The 21,444-nt window shown below is 50.6% G+C and carries 15 protein-coding genes; 5 read left to right on the forward strand and 10 right to left on the reverse strand.

Translation table 11 applies throughout. The features are described from left to right. Positions 1-98: 98 nt before the first annotated feature. From B147_RS0108215 to B147_RS0108235, 5 genes are all read left to right on the forward strand, one after another. Positions 99-1,208 (forward strand): TOBE domain-containing protein, encoded by a 1,110-nt coding sequence (locus B147_RS0108215; RefSeq protein ID WP_020586732.1) that lies wholly within the window; start codon positions 99-101, stop codon positions 1,206-1,208. Between the two features lie 63 nt (positions 1,209-1,271). Next, positions 1,272-1,484 carry a hypothetical protein gene (locus B147_RS0108220; RefSeq protein ID WP_020586733.1) on the forward strand — a complete coding sequence of 71 codons (213 nt, stop codon included), beginning with the start codon at positions 1,272-1,274 and terminating at the stop codon, positions 1,482-1,484. Positions 1,485-1,774: 290 nt separating this feature from the next. Next, on the forward strand, positions 1,775-3,448 hold the full coding sequence (locus tag B147_RS0108225; RefSeq protein ID WP_020586734.1) for an alpha-isopropylmalate synthase regulatory domain-containing protein: 1,674 nt from the start codon (positions 1,775-1,777) through the stop codon (positions 3,446-3,448). Then, on the forward strand, positions 3,448-4,392 hold the full coding sequence (locus tag B147_RS0108230) for an alpha/beta fold hydrolase (RefSeq protein ID WP_020586735.1): 945 nt from the start codon (positions 3,448-3,450) through the stop codon (positions 4,390-4,392). Before B147_RS0108225 ends, B147_RS0108230 begins: the two co-directional genes overlap by 1 nt. A 62-nt stretch (positions 4,393-4,454) precedes the next feature. Beyond that, entirely contained in the window at positions 4,455-4,901 is a 447-nt protein-coding gene (locus B147_RS0108235; RefSeq protein ID WP_020586736.1) for an NUDIX hydrolase, read from the forward strand. A gap of 62 nt (positions 4,902-4,963) precedes the next feature. Here B147_RS0108235 and B147_RS0108240 read toward each other — a convergent pair whose 3' ends face one another. The 10 genes from B147_RS0108240 to B147_RS0108285 form a co-directional block, all read right to left on the reverse strand. Next, entirely contained in the window at positions 4,964-5,782 is an 819-nt protein-coding gene (locus B147_RS0108240; protein ID WP_020586737.1) for an SIR2 family NAD-dependent protein deacylase, read from the reverse strand. Between the two features lie 62 nt (positions 5,783-5,844). Next, positions 5,845-6,243, reverse strand: a complete 399-nt coding sequence (locus B147_RS0108245) for a riboflavin biosynthesis intermediates N-glycosidase (protein WP_020586738.1) — start codon at positions 6,241-6,243, stop codon at positions 5,845-5,847. A 100-nt stretch (positions 6,244-6,343) separates the two neighbouring features. Continuing rightward, entirely contained in the window at positions 6,344-7,147 is an 804-nt protein-coding gene (locus B147_RS0108250; RefSeq protein WP_020586739.1) for a hypothetical protein, read from the reverse strand. Then, positions 7,141-8,178, reverse strand: coding sequence for a GGDEF domain-containing protein (locus B147_RS0108255; protein ID WP_020586740.1), 1,038 nt, complete (start codon positions 8,176-8,178; stop codon positions 7,141-7,143). The genes B147_RS0108250 and B147_RS0108255 overlap by 7 nt, the downstream gene beginning before the upstream one ends. Before the next feature lie 152 nt (positions 8,179-8,330). Next, positions 8,331-9,362: a dual-specificity RNA methyltransferase RlmN gene (gene rlmN / locus B147_RS0108260; protein ID WP_157237825.1), complete on the reverse strand. Its 1,032-nt coding sequence runs from the start codon at positions 9,360-9,362 to the stop codon at positions 8,331-8,333. Positions 9,363-9,853: 491 nt separating this feature from the next. Beyond that, positions 9,854-10,780, reverse strand: coding sequence for a hypothetical protein (locus B147_RS0108265; protein WP_020586742.1), 927 nt, complete (start codon positions 10,778-10,780; stop codon positions 9,854-9,856). 98 nt (positions 10,781-10,878) lie between these two features. Then, complete coding sequence (locus B147_RS0108270) at positions 10,879-12,465, reverse strand: CHASE2 domain-containing protein (protein WP_020586743.1); 1,587 nt, start codon at positions 12,463-12,465, stop codon at positions 10,879-10,881. Positions 12,466-12,664: 199 nt separating this feature from the next. Then, complete coding sequence (locus tag B147_RS0108275) at positions 12,665-15,037, reverse strand: CHAT domain-containing protein (protein WP_020586744.1); 2,373 nt, start codon at positions 15,035-15,037, stop codon at positions 12,665-12,667. Between the two features lie 11 nt (positions 15,038-15,048). Further along, a complete protein-coding gene (locus tag B147_RS0108280; protein WP_033397105.1) occupies positions 15,049-16,761 on the reverse strand; it encodes a ShlB/FhaC/HecB family hemolysin secretion/activation protein in 1,713 nt (570 codons plus the stop codon). 1 nt (position 16,762) lies between these two features. Further along, positions 16,763-20,470, reverse strand: a complete 3,708-nt coding sequence (locus tag B147_RS0108285; RefSeq protein WP_083927856.1) for a two-partner secretion domain-containing protein — start codon at positions 20,468-20,470, stop codon at positions 16,763-16,765. Positions 20,471-21,444: the final 974 nt, after the last annotated feature.

The raw sequence follows: 21,444 nt of genomic DNA on the forward strand, positions 1-21,444 counted from the left end.
ATTGTAATCGCTTGTCAAGAAAAAACGCCCGTTTTTACACTCACCTGTGTTATAAAAAATGAGTTAGAATCAATAGTTGTGAATAAAAGAGAGTATAAATGAATCAAAAAAAAACGGCTGAGTCCCCGTTACCGCGCCCCATGCCGCCCTCCCAGGGCGGCATGGACCAGGGACGCATTGTTTCAATGCCGGAAACAGACCATTGCCTGGATTCGATCCAGCTCGACCGTCTGGAACAAGCTTTCAGGACATGGGCAACGGAATCGCCCCGGGCAGATATTCAATTATCCCGCCGCCGTATCCTGGTCATCTTTTTATTGATCCGGTACACAGGTGCAAAGTTAAATGAAGTTCTGGCCCTTGATCCGCTTAAACGGATTGATTTCGATCGGCAGTTGGTGGATCTGGGAAATGGTGATCCCGATACCCGGACAGAACCGAGAACCGTCAGGATCTCCACCACTCTTGCGTCTGAACTTGAACAAATGCTTAACGATCCGTCATTCAGGCGGTTTCTGGAAAAGCAATTTAATGTTGATCCCGGGTTTGTCCGGCGCAAATTTTACGAGCGGGCCCAGGCGTTAGGCTTTCCCAAGAAGCTTGGTGGCCCGGAAATGATCCGGAAGGCAAGAGCAGTAGAGTTGATGCAGCGCAACATGCCCATGCCGGCCGTACAGACCATGCTGGGCCATTCAACCATGAACCTGACCAGTGCTTATGTCTCTTTTTCCAAAGATGACATTGCCCAGGTCACAAAACTGTTCATCGAAAGGGAAGCATCGCGTAAAACCAGTGCCAGAAACTCATTTTTCGGTAAAATCCAGGCGCTTCAAAAAGGGGATATCCAGACCCGGGTTACATTGATAACCGCCGGAGGCGACACCATTGAGGCTATGATCACCAACAGCAGCGTGGAACGGCTTTCATTAAAAGAGTCAAGACTGATTATGGCAGAGGTCAAAGCCCCCATGGTGATTTTGTACCGCGGAGAAAAAGAGCCGGAATGCACTGCCGAGAACCGGTTTTCCGGCATGATCGAGCAGATCAATGCCGGCCTGATCAATACGGAATATATCGTGCGCATCAAAGACGGAACAACATTATGCGCCCTGGTGTCAACACAGGGCGCCCACTGGCTGGGTCTTGGCGTGGGTGATCCTGTCTGGGCCGCGTTCAGCTGTTTTTCCGTTGTGTTGAATGTGGATTGATAAACCAAAAGCAAGTGTATGGAATAAAAAAATTTTAATGACCAAAATTTGGAGGAGAAATTAATGGATCCTGATGTAATTATGACTGGTTTGACAAAAGAGCTGGCTGCTGAATTAAAAACAATGTCCAAAACAAAAGATCTCAATGAAAAGGAGGCCCATAGCCGGATTATAAAAAATTTATGTCAATCACTGGGGGTCTTTTTTGATTTAATGAACGAGATGATGCCTTTTGACCCTGATGATGATTTGGATGATGAAGGTATTCCATTCTAAAAAAAACAGATCTTTAATCCGTCATGCACGTAATAGATTGTCATTTTTTTATTGACTAAAGTTAATTTATATATAATAAATTAACTTTAATTAAAGTGAATAATTAATGATGAATTTTATTAGCCTACTACTAGTCCTATTTCTTATCGAGGAGGTGGTTCTTAACACCTCCGGGCGATGGGGTTCTTAGTGGCATAATATTCATAAGCGAAAGCAAAAGCCGTTATCAGCCCCTGCCGGGCAGATAGCGGCTTTTTTTATTTTATCCGAACATAATAAAGGGGAAGAACATGGCGATCAAAAAAAATGAAAGCGGTGCATGGGTACTGGAACAAACTCAGATTCCGGGCGAGATCAGGCAGGAAGTGGAAATATTCGACACCACCCTGCGGGATGGGGAGCAGGGCGGGGTAACCTTTAAAGGGGATTCAAAATTTAAAATTGCCCGGTTTCTCTCAGACACGGGGGTCAGCACCATAGAGGTGGGCTTTCCCAGTTCCACCCCCCTGGAATTCGATACGGTAAAACAGATTGCCGATACGGTGGAAGGTCCCCATATCTGCGGACTGACCACCATGGATCTTGAAAATATCAAGCGGACATGGCAGGCCCTGGAAAATAATTCCAACCCCACCATCCACGTGTTCACCCTGAACATCGATGAAGCATCCATCCGGGCATATAAGGCAGATCCCAATGAGCAGATTGAAAAAGCCTCCCGGGCAGTCGCCTATGCAAAGGAGTTGATGGGCGGTAAAGGCCGGGTGGAATTTTCGGCCCAGAACACCATCCTGGCCTTGTCCCAGTCCCTGAATCCGAAATATAATTTTCTGCAGGAGTATATCTCTAAAATTTATGGCCATGCGATTAAGGCTGGGGCAGACGTGATCAATATCCCCCATACCGTGGCCAAGGGAATTGAAATTGAAATCCAGGAAGCCATCCAATATTTTAAAATGCTTGTGGAGGGCACGGATGACGTAATCTTAAGTTTCCACGCCCACAATGATTTCGGCGTCAGTGTCGCAGATACCCTTGCTGCCGTTAAAGAGGGAATCCGGCAGGTGGAAGGCTCCTGGTACTCTTTGGGGGAAAGGGCGGGCAATACGCCGTTGGAGCAGGTGATCATGAATCTTTCATTGAAACCGTCTTACAACCGGAAGTTTTTTACCTCCTTTAAGCTTGAAAAAACCAATGCCGTGGCAAGGTTTATTGAAAGAGAAAGCTGCATTCCCATCCCCTACAATGCGCCGGGCGTCGGTCCTAATGCCCTGCGCCACGGATCAGGGGTCCATTCCGACGGAGATAAAAAGGGCAAGGCCATTGGAGAAAATATTTACCTGCCCTGCTCACCCGAGGATATCGGTTGGACAGGCAACACCCACCAGATCACCAAGCTGACCGGCGTAACCGGAGTTACGGCCAGGCTTGAAGAGCTGGGATTCGAATTTGAAAAGAGTTTTGTCCGGGAACATGTCATGCCCGTGATTAAGTCCCGGGATATTACATATGGGGATAAGGAGCTGCGTATGATCGGGGACGATTTCAGGTACACAGGCGAAGCCCATATCGAGTTTGTGGATTACGCGTTCAACAAATTTGCCAATTCCACTGTCCGTCAGGCCCAGGTGGTACTGGTCGTTGACGGTGAAAAAAAGATCGGCGAGGCATTCATGGGCAAGAACGGTCCCATCAATGCGGTCTTCAGTGCCATTGACGATGTCCTGGGACTTGGTGAAAGAAAACCCAAGCTTGTGGTTTACGAGCCCAGTAACCGTGGACGGACCCACTCTTCAACGGCGGAAGCATTGGTTGTACTCACCGGAAACGGCCATGAGCTCAGCTATAATCTGGCAGCTCCGGTCTGGGTGGGTAGGGCTGAGGATGACGATACCATCACAGCGTCCGCCAAATCCTATATCCAGGCTTTGAGCCGGTTTATGACGGACATGAAAGGAAAATAATGACATTTAAACCATCCCTAACGTTTAGAGCCAAGGCCAAAGCCGGGGAAGCCATGGTGGAGGCGTTTTATAAAAAAACCGGAAAGCGTCTGGGGGTGAATCTTCATTCTCACCAGGGCCCGCCACGTATGAGGTGGGCCAAAATCGAATCGGACACAAAGGAGACCCTGGTCCTGATCCATGGCTTCGGGGACAGAAAAGAGAGCTTTTATTTTATTTCAGAAGTTTTAAAAGAGAAGTTGAACCTTGTCATACCGGATTTGCCGGGATTTGGCGATTCCGGGATGGACCCGGACCTTGTTTATAGTTTGGATAATTATATTGATTGGCTGGACCGGTTTATTGAACAAACCGGTCTGGACAATTTCCACCTTGCCGGCTGTTCCATGGGGGGCGCCATTGCCGCAAAGCTTGCAGCCCAATTCCCTTCCAGAGTCAAAACCTTGTCTTTGGTGGGGTCGGCCGGTTTTTACCTGCCCGGTAAACACTCTATTTATGATGAAGTCCTGGCCGGGTCTAATATTTTCCATATACATTCTCCCGGGGATTTTGAAACGTTACAGTCCAGACTTTTCAAAAAAAGCCCGCCGCTTCCTGCCTGTGTCAAGGAGTATATGATTTTAAAGGGCATGGGGGACCGCAAGTGGCTTGCCAAAATATTTGATGAACTGGTGGACATGGATTCAATAAAGTCCGGCAAAATTTCTTTGGAACAGGCCTCTTTAAATCATCTTTGCAAAGATATCACCATGCCGGTCATGCTGTTTTGGGGGCGCCATGATTCACTTTTGCCTTGCGAAACCGCACCGTTTGTAAAAGAATTGCTTCCCAGTGCACGGGTTCATATTTATGAGGAATATGGCCATGTTCCCCATTTGGAAGGCCCCAGGAAACTGGCCGGGCACATGCTGGATTTCATATGCGGGGACGGGTCCAGGTCTTGATTGAGGTCGGACACTATTTAAGGCCTGGCCCGTAAAGCATACACTTATAAAGGATAAAAAATATGAAATCTTCACCTGACGGTAGCCCCAGGGAATATCCTGCCCACCCCGCTCTTGCGGTGGGCGCGGTTGTGTTCAAAGACAACAGGGTATTATTGGTCAAACGGGGCAATCCACCGGCCAGGGGCGTCTGGGCAATCCCGGGGGGCAGTGTGGAATTGGGAGAAACCCTTAAAGCAGCGGCTGAGAGAGAGGTTCTCGAGGAGACCGGAATTGTCGTCAAGGCCGGGGAACCCGTGTTTTCATTTGAATCCATTCATCGGGATGACGAGGATCGGGTCAGGTTTCATTATTATATTGTAGATCTTGCGGCAAGCTATATCCGTGGAGAGCCCATCCCCGGAGACGATGCCCTGGATGCCGGGTGGTTTTCCAGAGAAGAATTTGGCCGTCTTAACGTTAATCCCTTCACCCTCAAGCTTCTTCACAAAACCTTTAACTTCGGATAACAGCCACGGGCTGACCTGGTCCATCAATACCCAGGCTCAGCCCACAACGAAACATAAACGTTTTATGTTTCCCAGAGAGATAACAGTTCAGGTAAAAATTGACCCCCGGGCCCGTCAAGGACAATCCCCCGGTCGTGCCGGGCGGCAAATTGCCTGAAGGGATTATCGCTCGGGTTGATGTCCACAATGACCGCTTCTGGATTTCTGGCCACCATCGTGCCTATCTGCATGGGCAGGTTGGTGGCCCCGGCCGTACCCACCACCAGGAGAAGATCGGTGGAGGTCGCCCATGCCATGGCGGATTCGGCCTTGTACCAGGTTTCGTTGTAACATTCGTCAAACCAGAGGACATGGGGGCGGGTAAGGCTGCCGCACCGGGAGCAGGTCAGCAGTTCTTTTTCTTCTTCAGTGACCGGTTGGTCTTTTTGTTTGTCCGGTATGCCCTTTGGGAAATCAAAAAGTTTTGGGGTGCATTCTCCTGAACAGCGCATATAATTAAGATTCCCGTGGATTTGATAGGTTCGCTCAGGACTGTTACCGGCCCGCAAATGGAGACCGTCCACATTCTGGGTGACCAGGCAAAACCTGTCTTGGAACAGCTCTTCCATCCGGACAATGGCGTGGTGGCCTGAATTGGGTTCTGCATTTTTACATACGGTATGCCGGTAAAGGTACCAGGCCCAGACTTCCCAGGGGTTTTGGGTAAACATGCTGTGGGTGGCCATCTGTTCGGGCCGGTACTCTCTGGACCCCACAGTCCAATACCCTTCAGGCCCCCGAAATGTCGGAATTCCGCTTTCAGCGGAAATCCCGGCCCCGGTTAAAACGGTGATCCGTTTATTGTTATCCTTAAATGGTTCAAGCAATCCGGCTGTATCCATTTTCCTGCCTCCTTATTTTTGTTAATTGATAAGTGTGATGCAGTTTTGGGGTAAATATACAATCAGGTGGTGGATTGTAACTCATCCCGGATTTTCATTAATATTTTACCCGTGACATTGGCACCGATACCCCAGAAATCGTCAGCTGCCGAATGATCATATAGTGTGCCTTTACTACGCTTAAGTATGTCCGCCAGCTCGGGATGTTGATCAAATCGGGCACGTATGGCCCGCTCCATGACGGAAACTTTTATCTCTTCCCAATCATCTCGGATTTTGAACTCCCGGGTTTGGCCAATGGCAGCACATAGAAATGGATTTGAGCACTCTTTGATTTTCGTAATGATCGCTTCGTCAGTGAATTTTGATGCTTGAAAAAATTGTTCGGCAGAGTGCCAGGTAAATGAGTCAATTGTAATCGGAATGGTAGCTAAATTCGAATATAGATCTTCCTCAATCATTTTTATCCTCCATTTGTGCAGGTGCTGAAAACAGTGTTTGTTATAAATTTCTGATATAGGGCAGTTACAACGATAACGTATCCAGCATACCGCTTGCAACTTATTTCCATTCGCACCGCCACCGGGCATAGCGCCTGTCCGTCGCCACTTCGAGGGTGTAAGTGCCCGGACCAAGAGTCAGTGTACCCGACAGCCTCACCCGAATCTGTGCTGCAGGTTCTCCGTCGGCGAAAAAGGCCCGCACAAAATAGCGCTGCTTTCCTTTTTTGTATGGGTCTTTGAACTTCAGGACGACCCTTCGGGTTGCGGCAAGTTCCCATTTAGCGGGTTGACCGGGTTTGAGCGATCCATGGGCAAGCCCCCACTGACAGCCCATGCTGCCGGAGATTTTTTTAACCCGGTCGGTCCTGGGGATATCCGGCCTCTGGTCCGGAAAATCCATGCCATAGTCCGGACAGGCCGTGTAGGTCCGGCCATCCATGACAAAAAAGTCTTTGAGCCGGATAGCCTTGTCAATTTCTCCCCATGCATTGGTCCGGGTCAGCCGGTTTCTCTCCTGCCGCTGCCAGGTTTCCACAGCCCCATCGGCCCAGTGGATGGTGATCTGATCCCCCCGGCACTCCCAGTGAAACCGGTTTCGCCTTTTTCGGTAGAGATGATTGGGCATCAGGTGAACCCGCGTACCCCGGGATGCAAAATCCCACAGGCCGTAGTAGCTGCAACATACCCCTTCGGACGCTATGGCCTGCTGTTTAAGATCATTGTTCGAACGCTCTGTCCGGCTGTGCCGGTGGGGTGGGGGGTGAATCTGAAAATCCGTATCCCGGGCTGCGACCTGTCCGGTTAAAAGAAAGACGCCGCAGATGGTGACCGCAGCATGAACACGGCCTAAAGCATTCAACATGCCGTCAGGTCTGAATGGATAACAATACGGTCCCTGCCGGTGCTCTTGGCATGGTACATGGCTTCATCGGCCCGGGTGATCACCTCATTTCTGGTTTCGCCAAGTTTATACTGGGCAATCCCCATGGATGCCTTGATCTGCCCGATGTGCTTACCGGAATCCTTGATGGTCCACTCTTTTTTTAATAGAATATTTCTGATTTTTTCAGAAACGGCATACGCACCCTCAACATTTGTTTCCGGCAGGAGAATCAAAAACTCTTCTCCACCATATCGAGCCGCCAGATCATTGCGGCGCACCAGTCCGGAAAGTATATCGGCAAACCCTTTAAGCAGGCTGTCCCCCACAAGGTGGCCAAAGGTATCATTCACGGCTTTGAAATGGTCAATATCCAGCATGATCACGGAAAAAGGCGCGTTGTTTTGGCGGGCCCGGATGCGTTCAATTTCCAATCTTTTTTCAAGTCCCCTGCGGTTGGTCAGTCCGGTCAGAGAATCCGTCCTGGCCTCCTTTTGGGAGATTTCAAGCTCTTTATGGAGCTGCTTTAAATCCTCTGAAGAAACCTTCATCCGGGTTTGCAGGCGTGATCCAGATTGGATAATGGCTCTGGTTGTGTCCAGCATTTGGTCTATGATCTCTTTTAAGCTGTCAAAATCGTGGACGTCCTTTATCTGATCTGCAAGGCTGTCAAGGGCCTGGCCATGGGCGGAGAGGTCTCCTTCCGTTTCCACCACATGGCTGGTTATCTCCCGCAGCATCAGATTCAGTTTGGTTAAAAGACGTGAAATAACCACCCGGTCGCCGTCGGATATGAATTTTCGGTAAAGGGTTTCAACATGATTGCTGTTTAAAGGCAGCTTTTTTTTAAGCATCTGGTCGATGGCTTGTCTTAGTTTTGGGTTTTTCCCGGACGCATACTCATACCAAACAGTATAATTCACAGGGGTCGCGGATAGGTTGTGTTGTGCTAAAAAGCCGAGGGTCAGTCTTAAAAATTCCCCGGCCTGGGAATTGGACTCGCTGTAGTTCATATCCCTTCGAACTCCTTTTATTGGGGTATGGAAGGTGAGCTTATATGATAAAGTTTAGACCTTGTCGACAGCATGATTATATAGAATAGTGTTACGGAAAAGCAACAGATTAGGTAACAAATTTATATGATGCTCAGCACGTTTAACCCATATCAAATTTTTCCCAGTTGGCCGCATCCGGCACTGACGGACCTGCCCTTGCTCCATCTTTTGATCACAAACACCCCTTTATCGGTGAGTGTCCGGGCAAAGTCATGCATCTGTTCATCGCTGGGGCTTTGATGGTCAAAACCGGCTACGGGGTTGTAGGGAATAAGATTCAAACGCACGGGCAACGGATGGATAAACCGGGCCAGTGCCCGGGCATGTTCCATTGAGTCGTTCACCCCTTTGATCAGGATATATTCAAAAAGAAAGACGCCCCTTGGGGGCAAAGGATACGCCTCAAGGCTTTTTTTCAGCTTAGCCAACGGCCAGTGGCGGTTCACCGGCATCAGGGCGGACCGGGTGGCATCGTCCGGCCCGTTTATGGAAATTGCCAGGCGGATATTGGGCAGATTCATCTGTGCCAGACGCTCAATCCCCGGCACCACACCGCAGGTGGAGATGGTCATGTGGCGCAGGGCGATATCGCATCCTTTCTGGCTGTTGAGCACGTTGACAGCGGTCATAACCGCATCAAAATTGTCAAAAGGCTCTCCCATGCCCATAAATACAATATTTTTTATATCATGACCCAGTGTATGCCGGGCATTAAACACCTGGCCCACAATTTCAGATGTTGACAGACTGCGCTTAAATCCCATGCGGGCGGTCTGGCAGAATTTGCACCCCATTTTGCACCCCACCTGGCTTGAGACGCAAAGGGTATTGTGCCGGGTCATGGGGATGATTACGGATTCAATTTTCAGACCGTCAGTAAGCCGGGTGATGAACTTGACCAGTTCATCTTCCTTGAATGTCTCTTCCACCTTGCCGGATACCGGCGCAAGCGTTTTTTCAAGTTCAGTCCAAAATTTTAAAGAGTTTTTGAATCCCGGGGCATTGCCGATATCTTTCCCGCCGTTTTTAAACACTTCCCGGTACAGGGCTTCGGCATGAAACAGCCCCTTGCCGTAATCATTTCGCAGTATCCGGGTCAACTGATCCAGGGGCAGGCCAAAAATATCAATCATACGTTTCATGGCGAATATATATCACAGGCCCGAAAATTTGCCTATGACTGTCATTCAATATGAATCAGGCTCAAACTCAGCGAGAATTTGAAATGATACCTCTGCAATACTTCTGTTATTGAATGCTGTTTTGAAATGGGCTTGGGTGAGGGTAAATACCATCATTGTGGTCTAGTAAAAAAATTGAATTGGCAGGAATCGTGGACTGGGAAATAAATGTTTATTGGTCGCCTTTCAAAACCAACTAAAATTTAGCAAGAATCTGGCCTAAAAATAAAATTGATGAGTCAACGAAAAAATTTGGTTATATTGGGTGAAAATGAGCTATGTTTTCATGAGGCCTATGGATTGAAATTGTGGATTTCCCAAAACCATAAGTTTCTGTTCAAATGCCCCGCTGATCCAGAGTGATCAACGGCGTACAGATGCCAACCGCTATCGATAAGCCCTGGTGGAATGCGGTATTCAATTCAAGCGACACAAACATAACTTAAGCAATGTTAGAGGTTGCCTTCCAATCTAAGGCGCAGCAGTTCGGCTGGATAGAACTCGGGCGCAATGTTTGCAACCCGTTGATAGGCCTCCAGTGACCATAAAACCTGATCCTGCTTGATTAGCCAGGCGGCATAAACTGTCTCACGTAGCTGGATCTCAGAATTGCTCTTTGCTTCACTAAAGGCCTGATTGGGTAGTTTCGGAAGTTTGCTGAAAGGAACAGCCTGAATGTGCCGGATCAGATGCTGGCCACTATTGTCCTCAATCTCCAGTACATAGTCAACCGTCTCCAAAGCCAGTCCTTTCAAGTGCACATGCGCCTCTTGCAGGTCGCCAATCTCTGCCAGGGGCTTTCTTGTTCGTTCGGCACGGATGCGTAAGTCATAGGGAGGGCATCCTCCTTTCCATGCCAGATGCAGGTCACGGACTCCCGCTGCCAGAAGAGCTTTGCAACGACCGACGAGGGGCATAAACAGATGCCCATCATGTCCACGGACGGCGAGAGAAGTTAACTGGGCCTGGTGGTAATTGTTATTTGATCCTTTGAATAAAGAGCCAATCACGTCATGTAGGTATTCGGTGAAGTTACGGAGGATAGAATGAGGCGGTTTACCTTCCAATGGGTATGGACCGTCTTTGAAGGTTAGCACCTTTACGCCATCTGCCAATTGGAGTGTGATCCTGATTTCTTCACTCTCTAAATCTTTGCGTTGGCGCCTTACCCATAAGACGTCCTTCTCGTACAGGGGAGTAAGCACTTCAATTTCTATTTCGTGCCTTTCTCCATGCTTTTCACGCATTAAAAGGTAGCAGTTAGAGGGCGCGTTAAGCTTTTCTACTATTCCCACCTGTGGAGGCCCATCTGCTTCCGAGCCAGCAAAGCCAGCAGTGCTAAGCAAAAAAATTGCAACAAACAAAAAAAATCGTTTCATGAGTTCATCTCCTAATCAGTTCCCATGGTGGGCTTCAGAGGCCCAATTCAAGCTTTTTTCTCTACCGAGGTGTCTTTTGGACCCATTAACCCGGTCAATCAATTATCAAAGTTTTCTCCTTGAGGTGGCGAGTTGGCATTGCAATTGGTCCGGCGCCTCTCTCGACCCTCATTGAAATCCGCAGCTAATTGGTGAATCTGTATGGCTGCCAGGGGCAATGCGAAATCCAGCCAAAAACCGTATCCGAACAGCCAGACGCTCACCGGCACCAGGGAAACAATAATAGTGAGGTTGGTGATGATCATGCCCCAAAAAGAGTCCCACACACTGAAGACGATGGTTAGTAATACGATCAAAAGTATTTCTTTTATAAAGATTATTATAAAAAAGTACGGTAAGTGTGTTTTTTGCTGCAACAGGGAGTTTAGAGAATTAATAAGGATCAACACTCCCGGCATCTCGCCCAAGGGCGAAGGGTAAATATCTCGGCCGTCACGGAAACTTCCGCCAATGAAAACCACACGCCCTTGAAGATCGGCTAGCCTTTGTTTGTTGCGCATTTGGAGGGCAGAAATCCGCGTAAGCAGAAGCCGCTTCTGATCTTCGGTTGTTCTCACAGTCGGAATCGTCATACCGGAGGAACCTTCTGCTTGCCATGGGATGGAATAGAGGAATCGTCGTCCTAACCGCTCCCAGGAAAGGCTTAACGTCTGCTTCTTTCTGGTCAACTTCATTCCCTGCCGGTTCCACAGGGTAACGGTGCAGGGCTTCTCATCGTTACTAACCGGTTGCCCAGCCATCGTGTTATGGCCTTTAAGAGCCAGTGAATTGAGACAGCGTTGAAGTTTACCCATTTCTTCTTCACCGCTCGTCAGCAGGGTGGCCGCCAGCAATTGAATCGACGGCAGGGATGTAGGCACGGCATCGACCTTCTTGTTGGGCCATATGGGTTCCCACATCCGCCAGCGGCGAATACTCTGATCCCAATCCTTGTCAAACAGGGGCGAAGCCCAGAAAATATGGTCAGATTTCTCCACCAGGTCGTCCAGATTTGAGAGCCGTTTTTCCAAAAGCGCCTCTTTAGATGGGCGCAAAGATGCCACCAAAATAAGTGGGGGGGGGCACCCTTCGGAGAAAGGGCGCTCGCATTGGCATTTGTCTCCATACTTTTTTTTCAATACATCTTTGATCGGATTTTCGAGCGTTTCATCGCCACTGCGCTGGGCGAGATCGACATCCACGACAACCATCTTGGGTCTGCTCTCAACGGCGAACTCTATAAGTTTAGCAAGCTTTTCACGAGGCACATACAATGGTTCTTTCCAGTCTCGATAGGTCTCGTCGTCAATGTCGATCCACCCGAAAGGAAAAGTCGGCTCATTGGATACAGTACATTTCCGCATGCGCATGACCCAGTCCATGGCGGCGTCCTCGCTTTCCCTTAGGACGGGTGCGTTGTGGAATATTTGCAATAAAAACAGAATGCCAAGGCCAATCATCAAGTTCAGGAAAAAACGGCGGCGATCCGTGGATAATCTGCTCCACCATTGGCTAATTTCGCGAGGGTGCTTGAAGCAGCCGCCGAGGTCTCGAAATTCTTGCAAAGTTGGAATTATTTGGCGCACTTTACTGACGATATGGCGCAATGATACTTTGGACAGCAACCGTTTTACCAACTTCTCCATTTCCCGTCATTCCTCCTGTTTCATTAGAACATTGTATCCGATCTCCGGCCTGACTCGGCACCGATCACAATTTCAAAGCATGCTCCGGATCTTGAAAACCTATGTGGCACATCTTCTATGAATACCTGCTCGCCAAAACCCATGTTTTTTTTGCATGGCAAACACCGGCCCAACCTTATATCCCTAATCCTTCTCCGGTTCACAGCCAACTCCCAATAAGAATAAAAGGTGCCCAAAAGGTTGGATGTGCAAATTCATCGCTTTTGAGGAGCTCCAATTGAGCTTGCTGCAGAGCTTTGGCCTTGGTCTCCCCGGGATTTCTGAGTTGTGCATAGAAGGCGGGCAGCAACTTCCTGGTGGCTTGGTCGGATACCGGCCATAGCGAACCGAGCGCACTACGGGCGCCGGATTTCACTGCCACCCCACTAAGCCCCAAAGGCGTACGGTCATCGCCTTCCGCAGTCTGACATGCGCTCAGCACCAGCAGTTCTACAGGGTTTGCGGCAAGTTTCTTAGGCGTCAACAGCCCCGCCAGGCCATTAATACCTAGCTTGTCGTCGTAGGTGAGAATGAAGCTGTCTTCGGCTGATCTACCGAAAAAACCGTGAGAAGCGATATGCACCACTTGGTAAGGGTGATTTTCCACCTCACCAACAAAGCGTTTGAGCTGAAACTCATCGTCCATCAGCACGTTTGCCTTTAACTGCTGAGACAGCTGAGCGATTTCCTGCTTCACACCCGGCAGTTCCAGCCTATCTGCTACCTCGTCTGGAGAAATTTCACGTTCGCGCAGCTTAGGCGGTGTCTGTAGATCGGAAACCATCATCGGCAAGCCTCGCCATTGGTACTCGTTCCGCTGAGGCATGCTGTGGACAAGGCTTTGCTTCATTGCTTCAGGCAGCTTGCCTATGGCCGGACCGGGACGGCTCAGTCCGGCGAGCAGACAATGCATGCTTTCCCACTGGGATGGCAAAGGGTCAAGCAAGGTAAGGGCGGGGGCTGTGGCAACGGCATAGCGTTCGACCAGGTACTGCTTACTGTCAGTGAGCGCGGCAACCGGCAGCAACCGCAGCGGGCCGTCGGGAACAAACACCAGGGTGTCCACCGCATGTTTTTCAAGCAGAGGAATTACAGGCTGGATCAGCCACTGGTAGATTTGTTGAGCCTCAAATTCAAAGGACAGCCCATTGCGTAGCCGATGAGACAGGTTCATGGTCACGTCCGCTAACCTGTCACGATCAACCTCGCTGACATTACGGTACAGATGGCGACCAATACTGACCAGAAGCTCAAGCCGGTTTGGGAGAGTGATAGGGTAAAGTACGGCTATGTTGGGCGCAAGCGCTTCAATGTCCCTGGTTTTAGCCGCAATGCACGGATCACGAAAATAATCCCGCAACTCGGACACCTTAATCTTCTCCACCGTTTCCCGGGCCTCGCGAAGCAGTGCCTGTTCCTTCTCTGCATCGCTCTCCTTGGCAACCTGTTGCAAAAGGAGATCGACCAAGTCAAAATAAATCGGAGCCAGGATCTCTGCAAAGAAAGAGGCGTGTCCATTTTGGCCGTCAAATAAAATGTCTTGACGGATGCTCTGAAAATAAAAAATTGCGCGGCGATAGGCATCAATCGCCTCAATGGAAGCACCTTGGGACTGCATCAGCCGCCCCAACTGTCCCTCCCAGCGCAACAACAGATCCTGGGCAGCCAAGCCCTGGGCGACCTGAATCGCCTTTTCTGTGAGCGCGCGAGCCCTCACGAAATGCCCCTGATTTTCGTACAAAACGGCCAGATACCCGGCAGTGAGAGACTTTAGCCGAAGGTCACCAAGACCCTCAGCCATGTTCGAGGACTCATGCAGGACCTGATAATAGGGCTCCGGGTTGTCCGGCTTGATCGCCAAGGCAATCCCGAGTAACAACTCCGCTCGCTCATGGGGTGAGGCCACCCTGGACGCTGCCTCTCTCGCCGCCCGCAATTCGGCCAACGCTTCCTCGCCGGAGAGCAACAGAGACCGATTGCGGCGCGTGGCCACCACCAACCCCTGGTCGCCAGCTTGCTGAGCCAACGCCAAGGCCTGTTCATAATATCCCATGGCCTCATCTATTCTTCCCTGGCTGGATAGAACGCTGCCCAGGTTGTTGGCGCTGGCCGACGCCAACGCTGGAAGATCCAGCCTTATAGCCTGCTCAAGACTGGCATGCAATAGTCGCTCTGCTGCAATGAAGTCATGCATCAGGAAATAGACATAACCCAAGGCTTGGGTCGCAACGGCTTCCATTGGTGCGTTACCGCTCTGCTTGGCTGCGGCCTGGGCCTCACTGAGGTCGGCTCGAGCCTGCCGGTACTGTCCCGACGCACGACAGGCCTCCCCTCGACGAACCAAGGCTTCAAGACGCTGGGGATTGTCGGACTGAATAATCAGCTTGTTCCAATGCATGATGGCTGCAGAGTAATCTCCCTGCATCGCGGCCACCTTACCATCTTCCAAAGCTCCACCCAGAGCCAGCTGCAATCTGAAACCGGTTAAAAAAATGAATCCGAAGAGCACGGTACGCCATATCCAGATCCGCATTGGTACGCTCCTCACAAACTGAAAATTAAACGAAAATGGATGCCGTCATCCTGGAGATCGTGGTGTTCCTTCGATTCCGCCTTCTCAAGATCGTGGGCCAAGTAAAGCTCGGCGTCGACTCGACGGAAGTATGTCCACAGGAAACCAAGGCCAACAGAGTGCAGACGGTCCCGGCCCATACTCTCGCCTTTATTCCAAGCGCTGCCGAAATCCATGAACATCGCGATCTGCAGCAGATTTTCCGCAGAGTCCTTCTTTTCTTCCCCTCGCCACAACGGATAGCGCCACTCCGCGGAGACGGCAAAGCCGTTATCCCTTACCAACTCATTCTCACGATACCCCCGGACCGTATTGGCACCCCCCACAGCAAAACGCTCCAGGTCCAACAGGTGATCGTTGGCAAGTTGTACGTCAGCCCGGAGAAGCAACTGGGAGCCCGCCTCCCCGAAACGTCGGGCGTAACGCGCCTGGCCCAGCCAGGCAAAGTACTGGCTGTCGGGGCGATTATTGTCGTGCATGGTGGCGTCAAAGGCGTCGAGTCCGAAACTGAAGGTGGACCGCAGGGCAAAAGCCTGTTGAGTGTTACGATCTACCAGTTCCTGGCTCAATCGCAACGCTGTGACTCGGCTCTCGCCGTTGTCATCGGCCCCAGCCGAAAAAGGAAAAGGCTCGCCCAATAGAAAAGTTTGATTCTCTCGCCTGGCCAGAGCGACGCCCAGCGTCAGCGTGCGGCCCAAGGTACGGAACACGGGATAAAGCAGTCCCAATTCCATACCCCAAGTCTCGCTTTCAATGTCCAGATCATTCAGAGGTTCTTCGACCACAGAGTTGTTACTCTGGTCGAACCGCAGGAAGATTCGACTGTCGCGGGCAGATACAGGGATGGAGTAACCCACGGAAACTTCGTCAGCACCATCACTGACGCCCGCTGAAAAATCCAGTTCATCGCCGAAGCCGCTGGGGTTGCGCAGCACACCAGCCGCATAAACCCGCTCCGCGCCTGTACTGGGAGGGCGGTGATTGTCTATCCCGAGACTCAGTTCATAGGGTTGGGAACGGGTCACCTGAAGATTCAGGTTGGCACTGCCAGGCTCGGTTCCGGGTAAAAGTTCACCATTAAGCTGTTTGATCAACGGATCCTGCAACAGCAATTGAAAGCGCTCCTGTAGTGACCTGATATTGAACGGACTCTCCGGATCGGGCCAAATGCGATTCCGTACGTAAGCGGGACGCAAGCGCTCCGTACCATTTACCCGCACCTCATCAAGTTGCCCTTCCAGAACCTGATAGATAACGATTCCATCGGTCACGATCTGATCTGGCTTCAGAATAACTCCTGAGTTGATGTACCCTTGATCAACATAATACTTGGTCAAGCGATAGCGAAGTTCTTCCAGAAGAGTCAAGGTAGCTTTCTTTCCCACGAAGTCCTTGGCTATGGTTGCGAGTTCTTGGTCCGAGAACACCGTATTGCCGTCGAAAGCCACTTTCCGAAGCTCAAAGCTCGGGCCGCCCGGGGCCACGGACGGCTGTTCGCCTTCTGATACGGGCGGCTTAATGGCACCGGAGTCGGATTCTTCAGGAAGAAACTCGGGCAAATCAGGGTGCCTCGCGCTGGGCCGTTCCGACAGGTCACTACCAGGCGAGATCACTTCCGCGGCCTGAACAAAGGGACAGAAGGCCAGCAGAACGCCAATCAGGCCGAAGAGAACCACAGCTTTCATCTCATTGTCCTCTCTGACCATCAGCTGGCGAGTTGGTCCCCTCACCGGCCTGCGGATAGTTCACGGGCTGCCCTGCATCTGGCTCAAGCAGCCGGTCCAGTCGTTCGCCGCCGAAGAACACTGCCGCCGGCTGTTCCGGCCCCGCCGGCAGGCCTCCTCTGCCACGCTGTATCAAAGAGCTGTTTGTTTGTCCGGTGGCCGCTACACAAGGATCACTGATCAGCCGGGAGGTATCTGCAAAATAGGTGGATAACGGGATCAGCGCTCCACCGATGTCCAACTCCGGAGAAGTAATGGCAATCGTACCGTGTGCGCCGCCTGCCGCCGCCGCCTGGATAACGTTGCGTCCGCTCCCCGGCTGAAACGTCAGGCGCTCAGTGCCTCCGACCTCTAATAAGCCATAACTCGCAACCAGCACATCCGTATCAATGAAGATATCGCCGCCTCTGGCTGTAGGTGCCGTGGTATTGCCTTGGATGAACCCGTCCTGGAGGACAAGCGCATCGGCATTTATATTGATATTGCCGCCGTCGCCGGAAAGCCCCAACACCGAGGTCGTGATCATACTATCGCGCAGAACGATAGTTTGCCCGTCAATGGAGATGGGGCCACCGTCGGCCTCGTTGGACTCGGTGGTGATTCGGCTCTCACCTTCCAGCAGAAGCTCTCTGGCTTGAATTTCGATGGTGCCCGCCGGGATGTTGCCGGTGCTCTCGGCGGAGATCATGGCTCCTTGTGTGAGATGGATGTCTGGAGCGGTTACTGTAATCTGCGGCGTCTGTTTTTCAGCCATATCCTCGTTTGTCAACAATGCTGCCGAAGCAACGCTGATTTGCCCTTGGTCCGCCATCTCCAGATCCTGGGCTGAGATGAGAACGGAACCTGCCTGGCCAAGGGAGCTGAATGACGCTTCACTGAAGATCCCGGAATTATTCCCATTGATTTCGAGTTTGGACGCCTTTACGGTTACCGCTCCGGCATCCCCTCCTCCAATCCCTGAACTGGTGCTGATTTGTCCGGCATCGCGAAGTTCCAGCCGCTGGGTTGCCGTCACCTGAACCTCGCCGGAAACGCCTGAAAGAATACCTGAAAGACTGCCTATGGTTGAGCTGAAAATACCACTACCTTTACCATCAATCGAGATATCTGCACCTGTAACCGCAACCGTACCGGCGTTACCCTCCCCAAGCTCAACGCTGGAGCTGATTTCACCACCATTCCGTATCTCTAAGTGGTCCGTAACCGTCACCGATACATCACCCGCATCACCCGAAGAGCCACCGGCCTTACCCAATATTCCCGTAGAGGTGAGTTGATCCTCACCATCAATCACAAGTTCAGCAGCCTGGACATTTACCGTGCCGGCATCAGCCTGCCCGCCCTGCGTACTGCTGCTGATCTCCCCTCCGCTCAAAATTTCCAAACGATTCCTGACTGTTACCTGCACATCACCGCCAGTGGCTGAGGCATAGCGGGCATCACTATAGATACCGGTGAAGGCAGATTGGTCTTCGCCTCCTCCATTGATTACCAGTTCGGCAGCTTCCACATGCACAGTTCCGCCATTTCCCGCATCGCCGGTGTTGCTGCTAATCTGCCCCCCATTGAAAAGCTCCACTTGTCCAGTGGCTGTTATCCGAATGTCTCCCCCTTTGCCGGAACCCAAATCAGTGTCACTCACGATACCGGTCCGTGTTCCTCCACCATCAATCACCAGATCAGTGACCTCGATCACAATGGGCAGCGCATCTCCATCGCCTATTGTTGAGCTGTCGACCACGCCTCCGTTGAGGATCTCCAAAGTTGAAGCTGTGATCGAAATGCCACCCGCTGTCCCCGAACCATCATCCCAAATCCCGCAACTGATAAAAGAATTATCGTCAATAAGAAAGGAACCTCCTACGTCAATTATCAGATTCCCCCCGGCGCCGGTACCCAAAGTGCTCACAGTAATGGCGCTGCTATTAAGAAGCGTGAGATCGCCCGCGTCTATCACCACCTGACCCGCCGGACCGGTGTCTCCCGTACCGGCTTCTATGTAAGAAAAGTTATCCAACAAAATGGAACCGCTTACCTCAATGCCGATATTTCCGGCCGCTCCGCTGCCATAAGTATCCGCCCAAATTTCACTGCCGTTTAAAAGACTAAGCTTATCAGAGGTTACCTGAATGTGACCCGCGGTGCCTGTGTTGCATGAACTGGAGTCGATATCAGCGTTATCCAGTAATATGGAATGATTGGCGGCAATAGTCACATTTCCACCAGCACCGCTTCCCTGAGTAAATGTCCAAACAGATCCTTCATCCAGAATAAATAGCTCGCCAGCATCTATTGAAACGGAACCTGAGTTACCCGGACCTGCCGTGCCGGCCTGCAACTTCGCACCCTTGTCAATTGTGACAAGAGCATCCGGCGCGTCTATCAAAATTGACCCACCATCAGCACCAACTTCGGAAAACGAAGTAGTAAAGATGCCACTCACGTTCACCTCATTGGATCCCTCAATAGTGATGGAGTCCGTTGCCTGCACTTCCACCGTTCCACCTTGGCCCATGGCCCCATATTCAATAATGGAGCTGAGTTGGCCGCCGTTGGTAAGCGTAACGTCAGCAGCATCTACCCTCACATCGCCTGCCGCACCGCTGGCCCCTGGCATGACCCGCGTTTTCAGGCGTGAACGTCCATCCGTTGCAGTGGCCGCATCGACCTCCAGAGAATCAGCGACGACGAGGATGTCGTTGCCCCTCCCTGCTCCAAAGATCTGAGCGCGGATATCGCTGTTAATCACTCGAACACTATCCGCCTCAAGTCGAATTTGCCCACCAGCATCCTCATTGCCCGAGTGATCCGCGGCAACCACGGAATCCGCAACCTCCACCAACCCGCCAATCAATGCGACTGATTGACTCCCTTCAGTTCCGCTTACATCTATTGTCGAAGCTCCGGTGATCGTAACCGTTCCGCTGGCGGCAGAATCCCCAGGCTCAGCAGCCAGGGGTACAACGCCTTCAGAATCACCGACAGCCGTAATTCTGATGTCGCCCCCGGCACTGACCAAACTCGCACCTCCCTGGATGGTTACGTCGCCGGCAGACAACGACTCATAACCACCGGATGTAAATTCCAACTGGCTTCCGTTTACTGTGATACTTGCAGGTTGTGGTGAGAGAAACCCGAAAGACTCCGGTTGCGCCAAGCTGAGAGTACTGGCTCCGGTATCCGTCGCGCTGTAGACGGTATCATCCTCGAAGCGCAGCTCGGTTGCGGTACTGACATGGAAGGCACCGGGCACGTCCACTTGTGCATTCGGCCCGAAAATCACACCGGACGGATTGATGAAATAGAAGTCTGCCTGCCCCACCTCGGAGCGTAACAGACCATTGATGGTTGAGATCTCACCGCCCGTTATCCGACTGATCACATTTTCAATACTGGCCGATCCGGTATAGGTGGCGCTCTCACCTGTGTAGATATTGAAGGTCTGGAAACTGTGGAAGAGATTGGCACCTCGTATTGTGCCGAGCTCGGAGCCGATCTGGAAATCCGGTCCCGCCAGGTTTTGAACCGGGCCGACAGTACCATCCGTGACGATCTCGGCGGAACTAGGTCCACCCAAAAAACTCATCAAGACAAAAGCACAACAGACAACTATGCACCGCCAAAGACATGGGTGGTAGATACCGAATCGACTGAACCTTCTTTGTTTCATGCCCCGACCTTCTCCTGAGGTTGGTCGCCAATGAATCCCCCCCTCCCCCGCGGTAAGCTACAAGGTATCCGGAGTCAAAACGAAGTAAGGGGAGCAATAAAAATTAACATACCCTATTATAGTGAGACATTCAAACGCAAAATGATTCAAAAGAATTATTCGCCTATTATAACAATTATGGCCTCTACCATTCGACATTGAGCAGAGTAATTTTTGTTTTTTTCTATTTAGCTTGGCATGAAATTTTATTATAAATAAAAACGGAAAGTGAAGTCCTGGAAGTCACTTAAAAAGTTTGAAAAAATTGATTAGGAAGGCTCATAGGCCCATTTACTATCTTTTTTATCACTACAGCGGCACTTTGTTCTTTTCATAGAAAATGGGGCTGTAAATCATCGTATTTTTGCTGATTTACAGCTATAAATTCCCTCCTGAAAGGGCGGGAATTCTGAAGTGTCGCTGTAATGTTATGCAATGTTGAGGTAAACAGAAATGATCTCAATAGACGAGCCATACTCAACACATTGAACAGGTCTGTTATCCTTTATTTTACAGCTTTTTGAAATAGGAATTGAGCGTTGGCTATGTCTATTATGTGTTATGTAAACCTTGCCAGTAAAGGTGTTCACTGCTTTTGTTATTGGGTGCTTGATATGTAAAATTCGACGGATCAAACCGAGATATTGTCGATGGTTATTTGGAATTGTTGTCCAGCGCTGACGCATCAAAATTTATTATCAATGATATCAGGGGGGCGGAGCGACATCTAAAATTATTTTGTCGCAAAATTATAATAGACACTCTGCAGGTCTTTTGATAATGTAACGTGGATGTGTGTGAGTTCACCCACCAATCGAAACGTTACATTTGAGGAGAAAACGCTGTGATAAGCCAGTGTGGTCGGCAGATTAAAAACGCAGAACTTGAACAGATTCGCGAGACGGTAAAGACATTTTCGAATTTAAGTCAGAAGG

It is taken from the genome of Desulfobacter curvatus DSM 3379 (assembly GCF_000373985.1).
Taxonomy (GTDB): Bacteria; Desulfobacterota; Desulfobacteria; order Desulfobacterales; family Desulfobacteraceae; genus Desulfobacter; species Desulfobacter curvatus.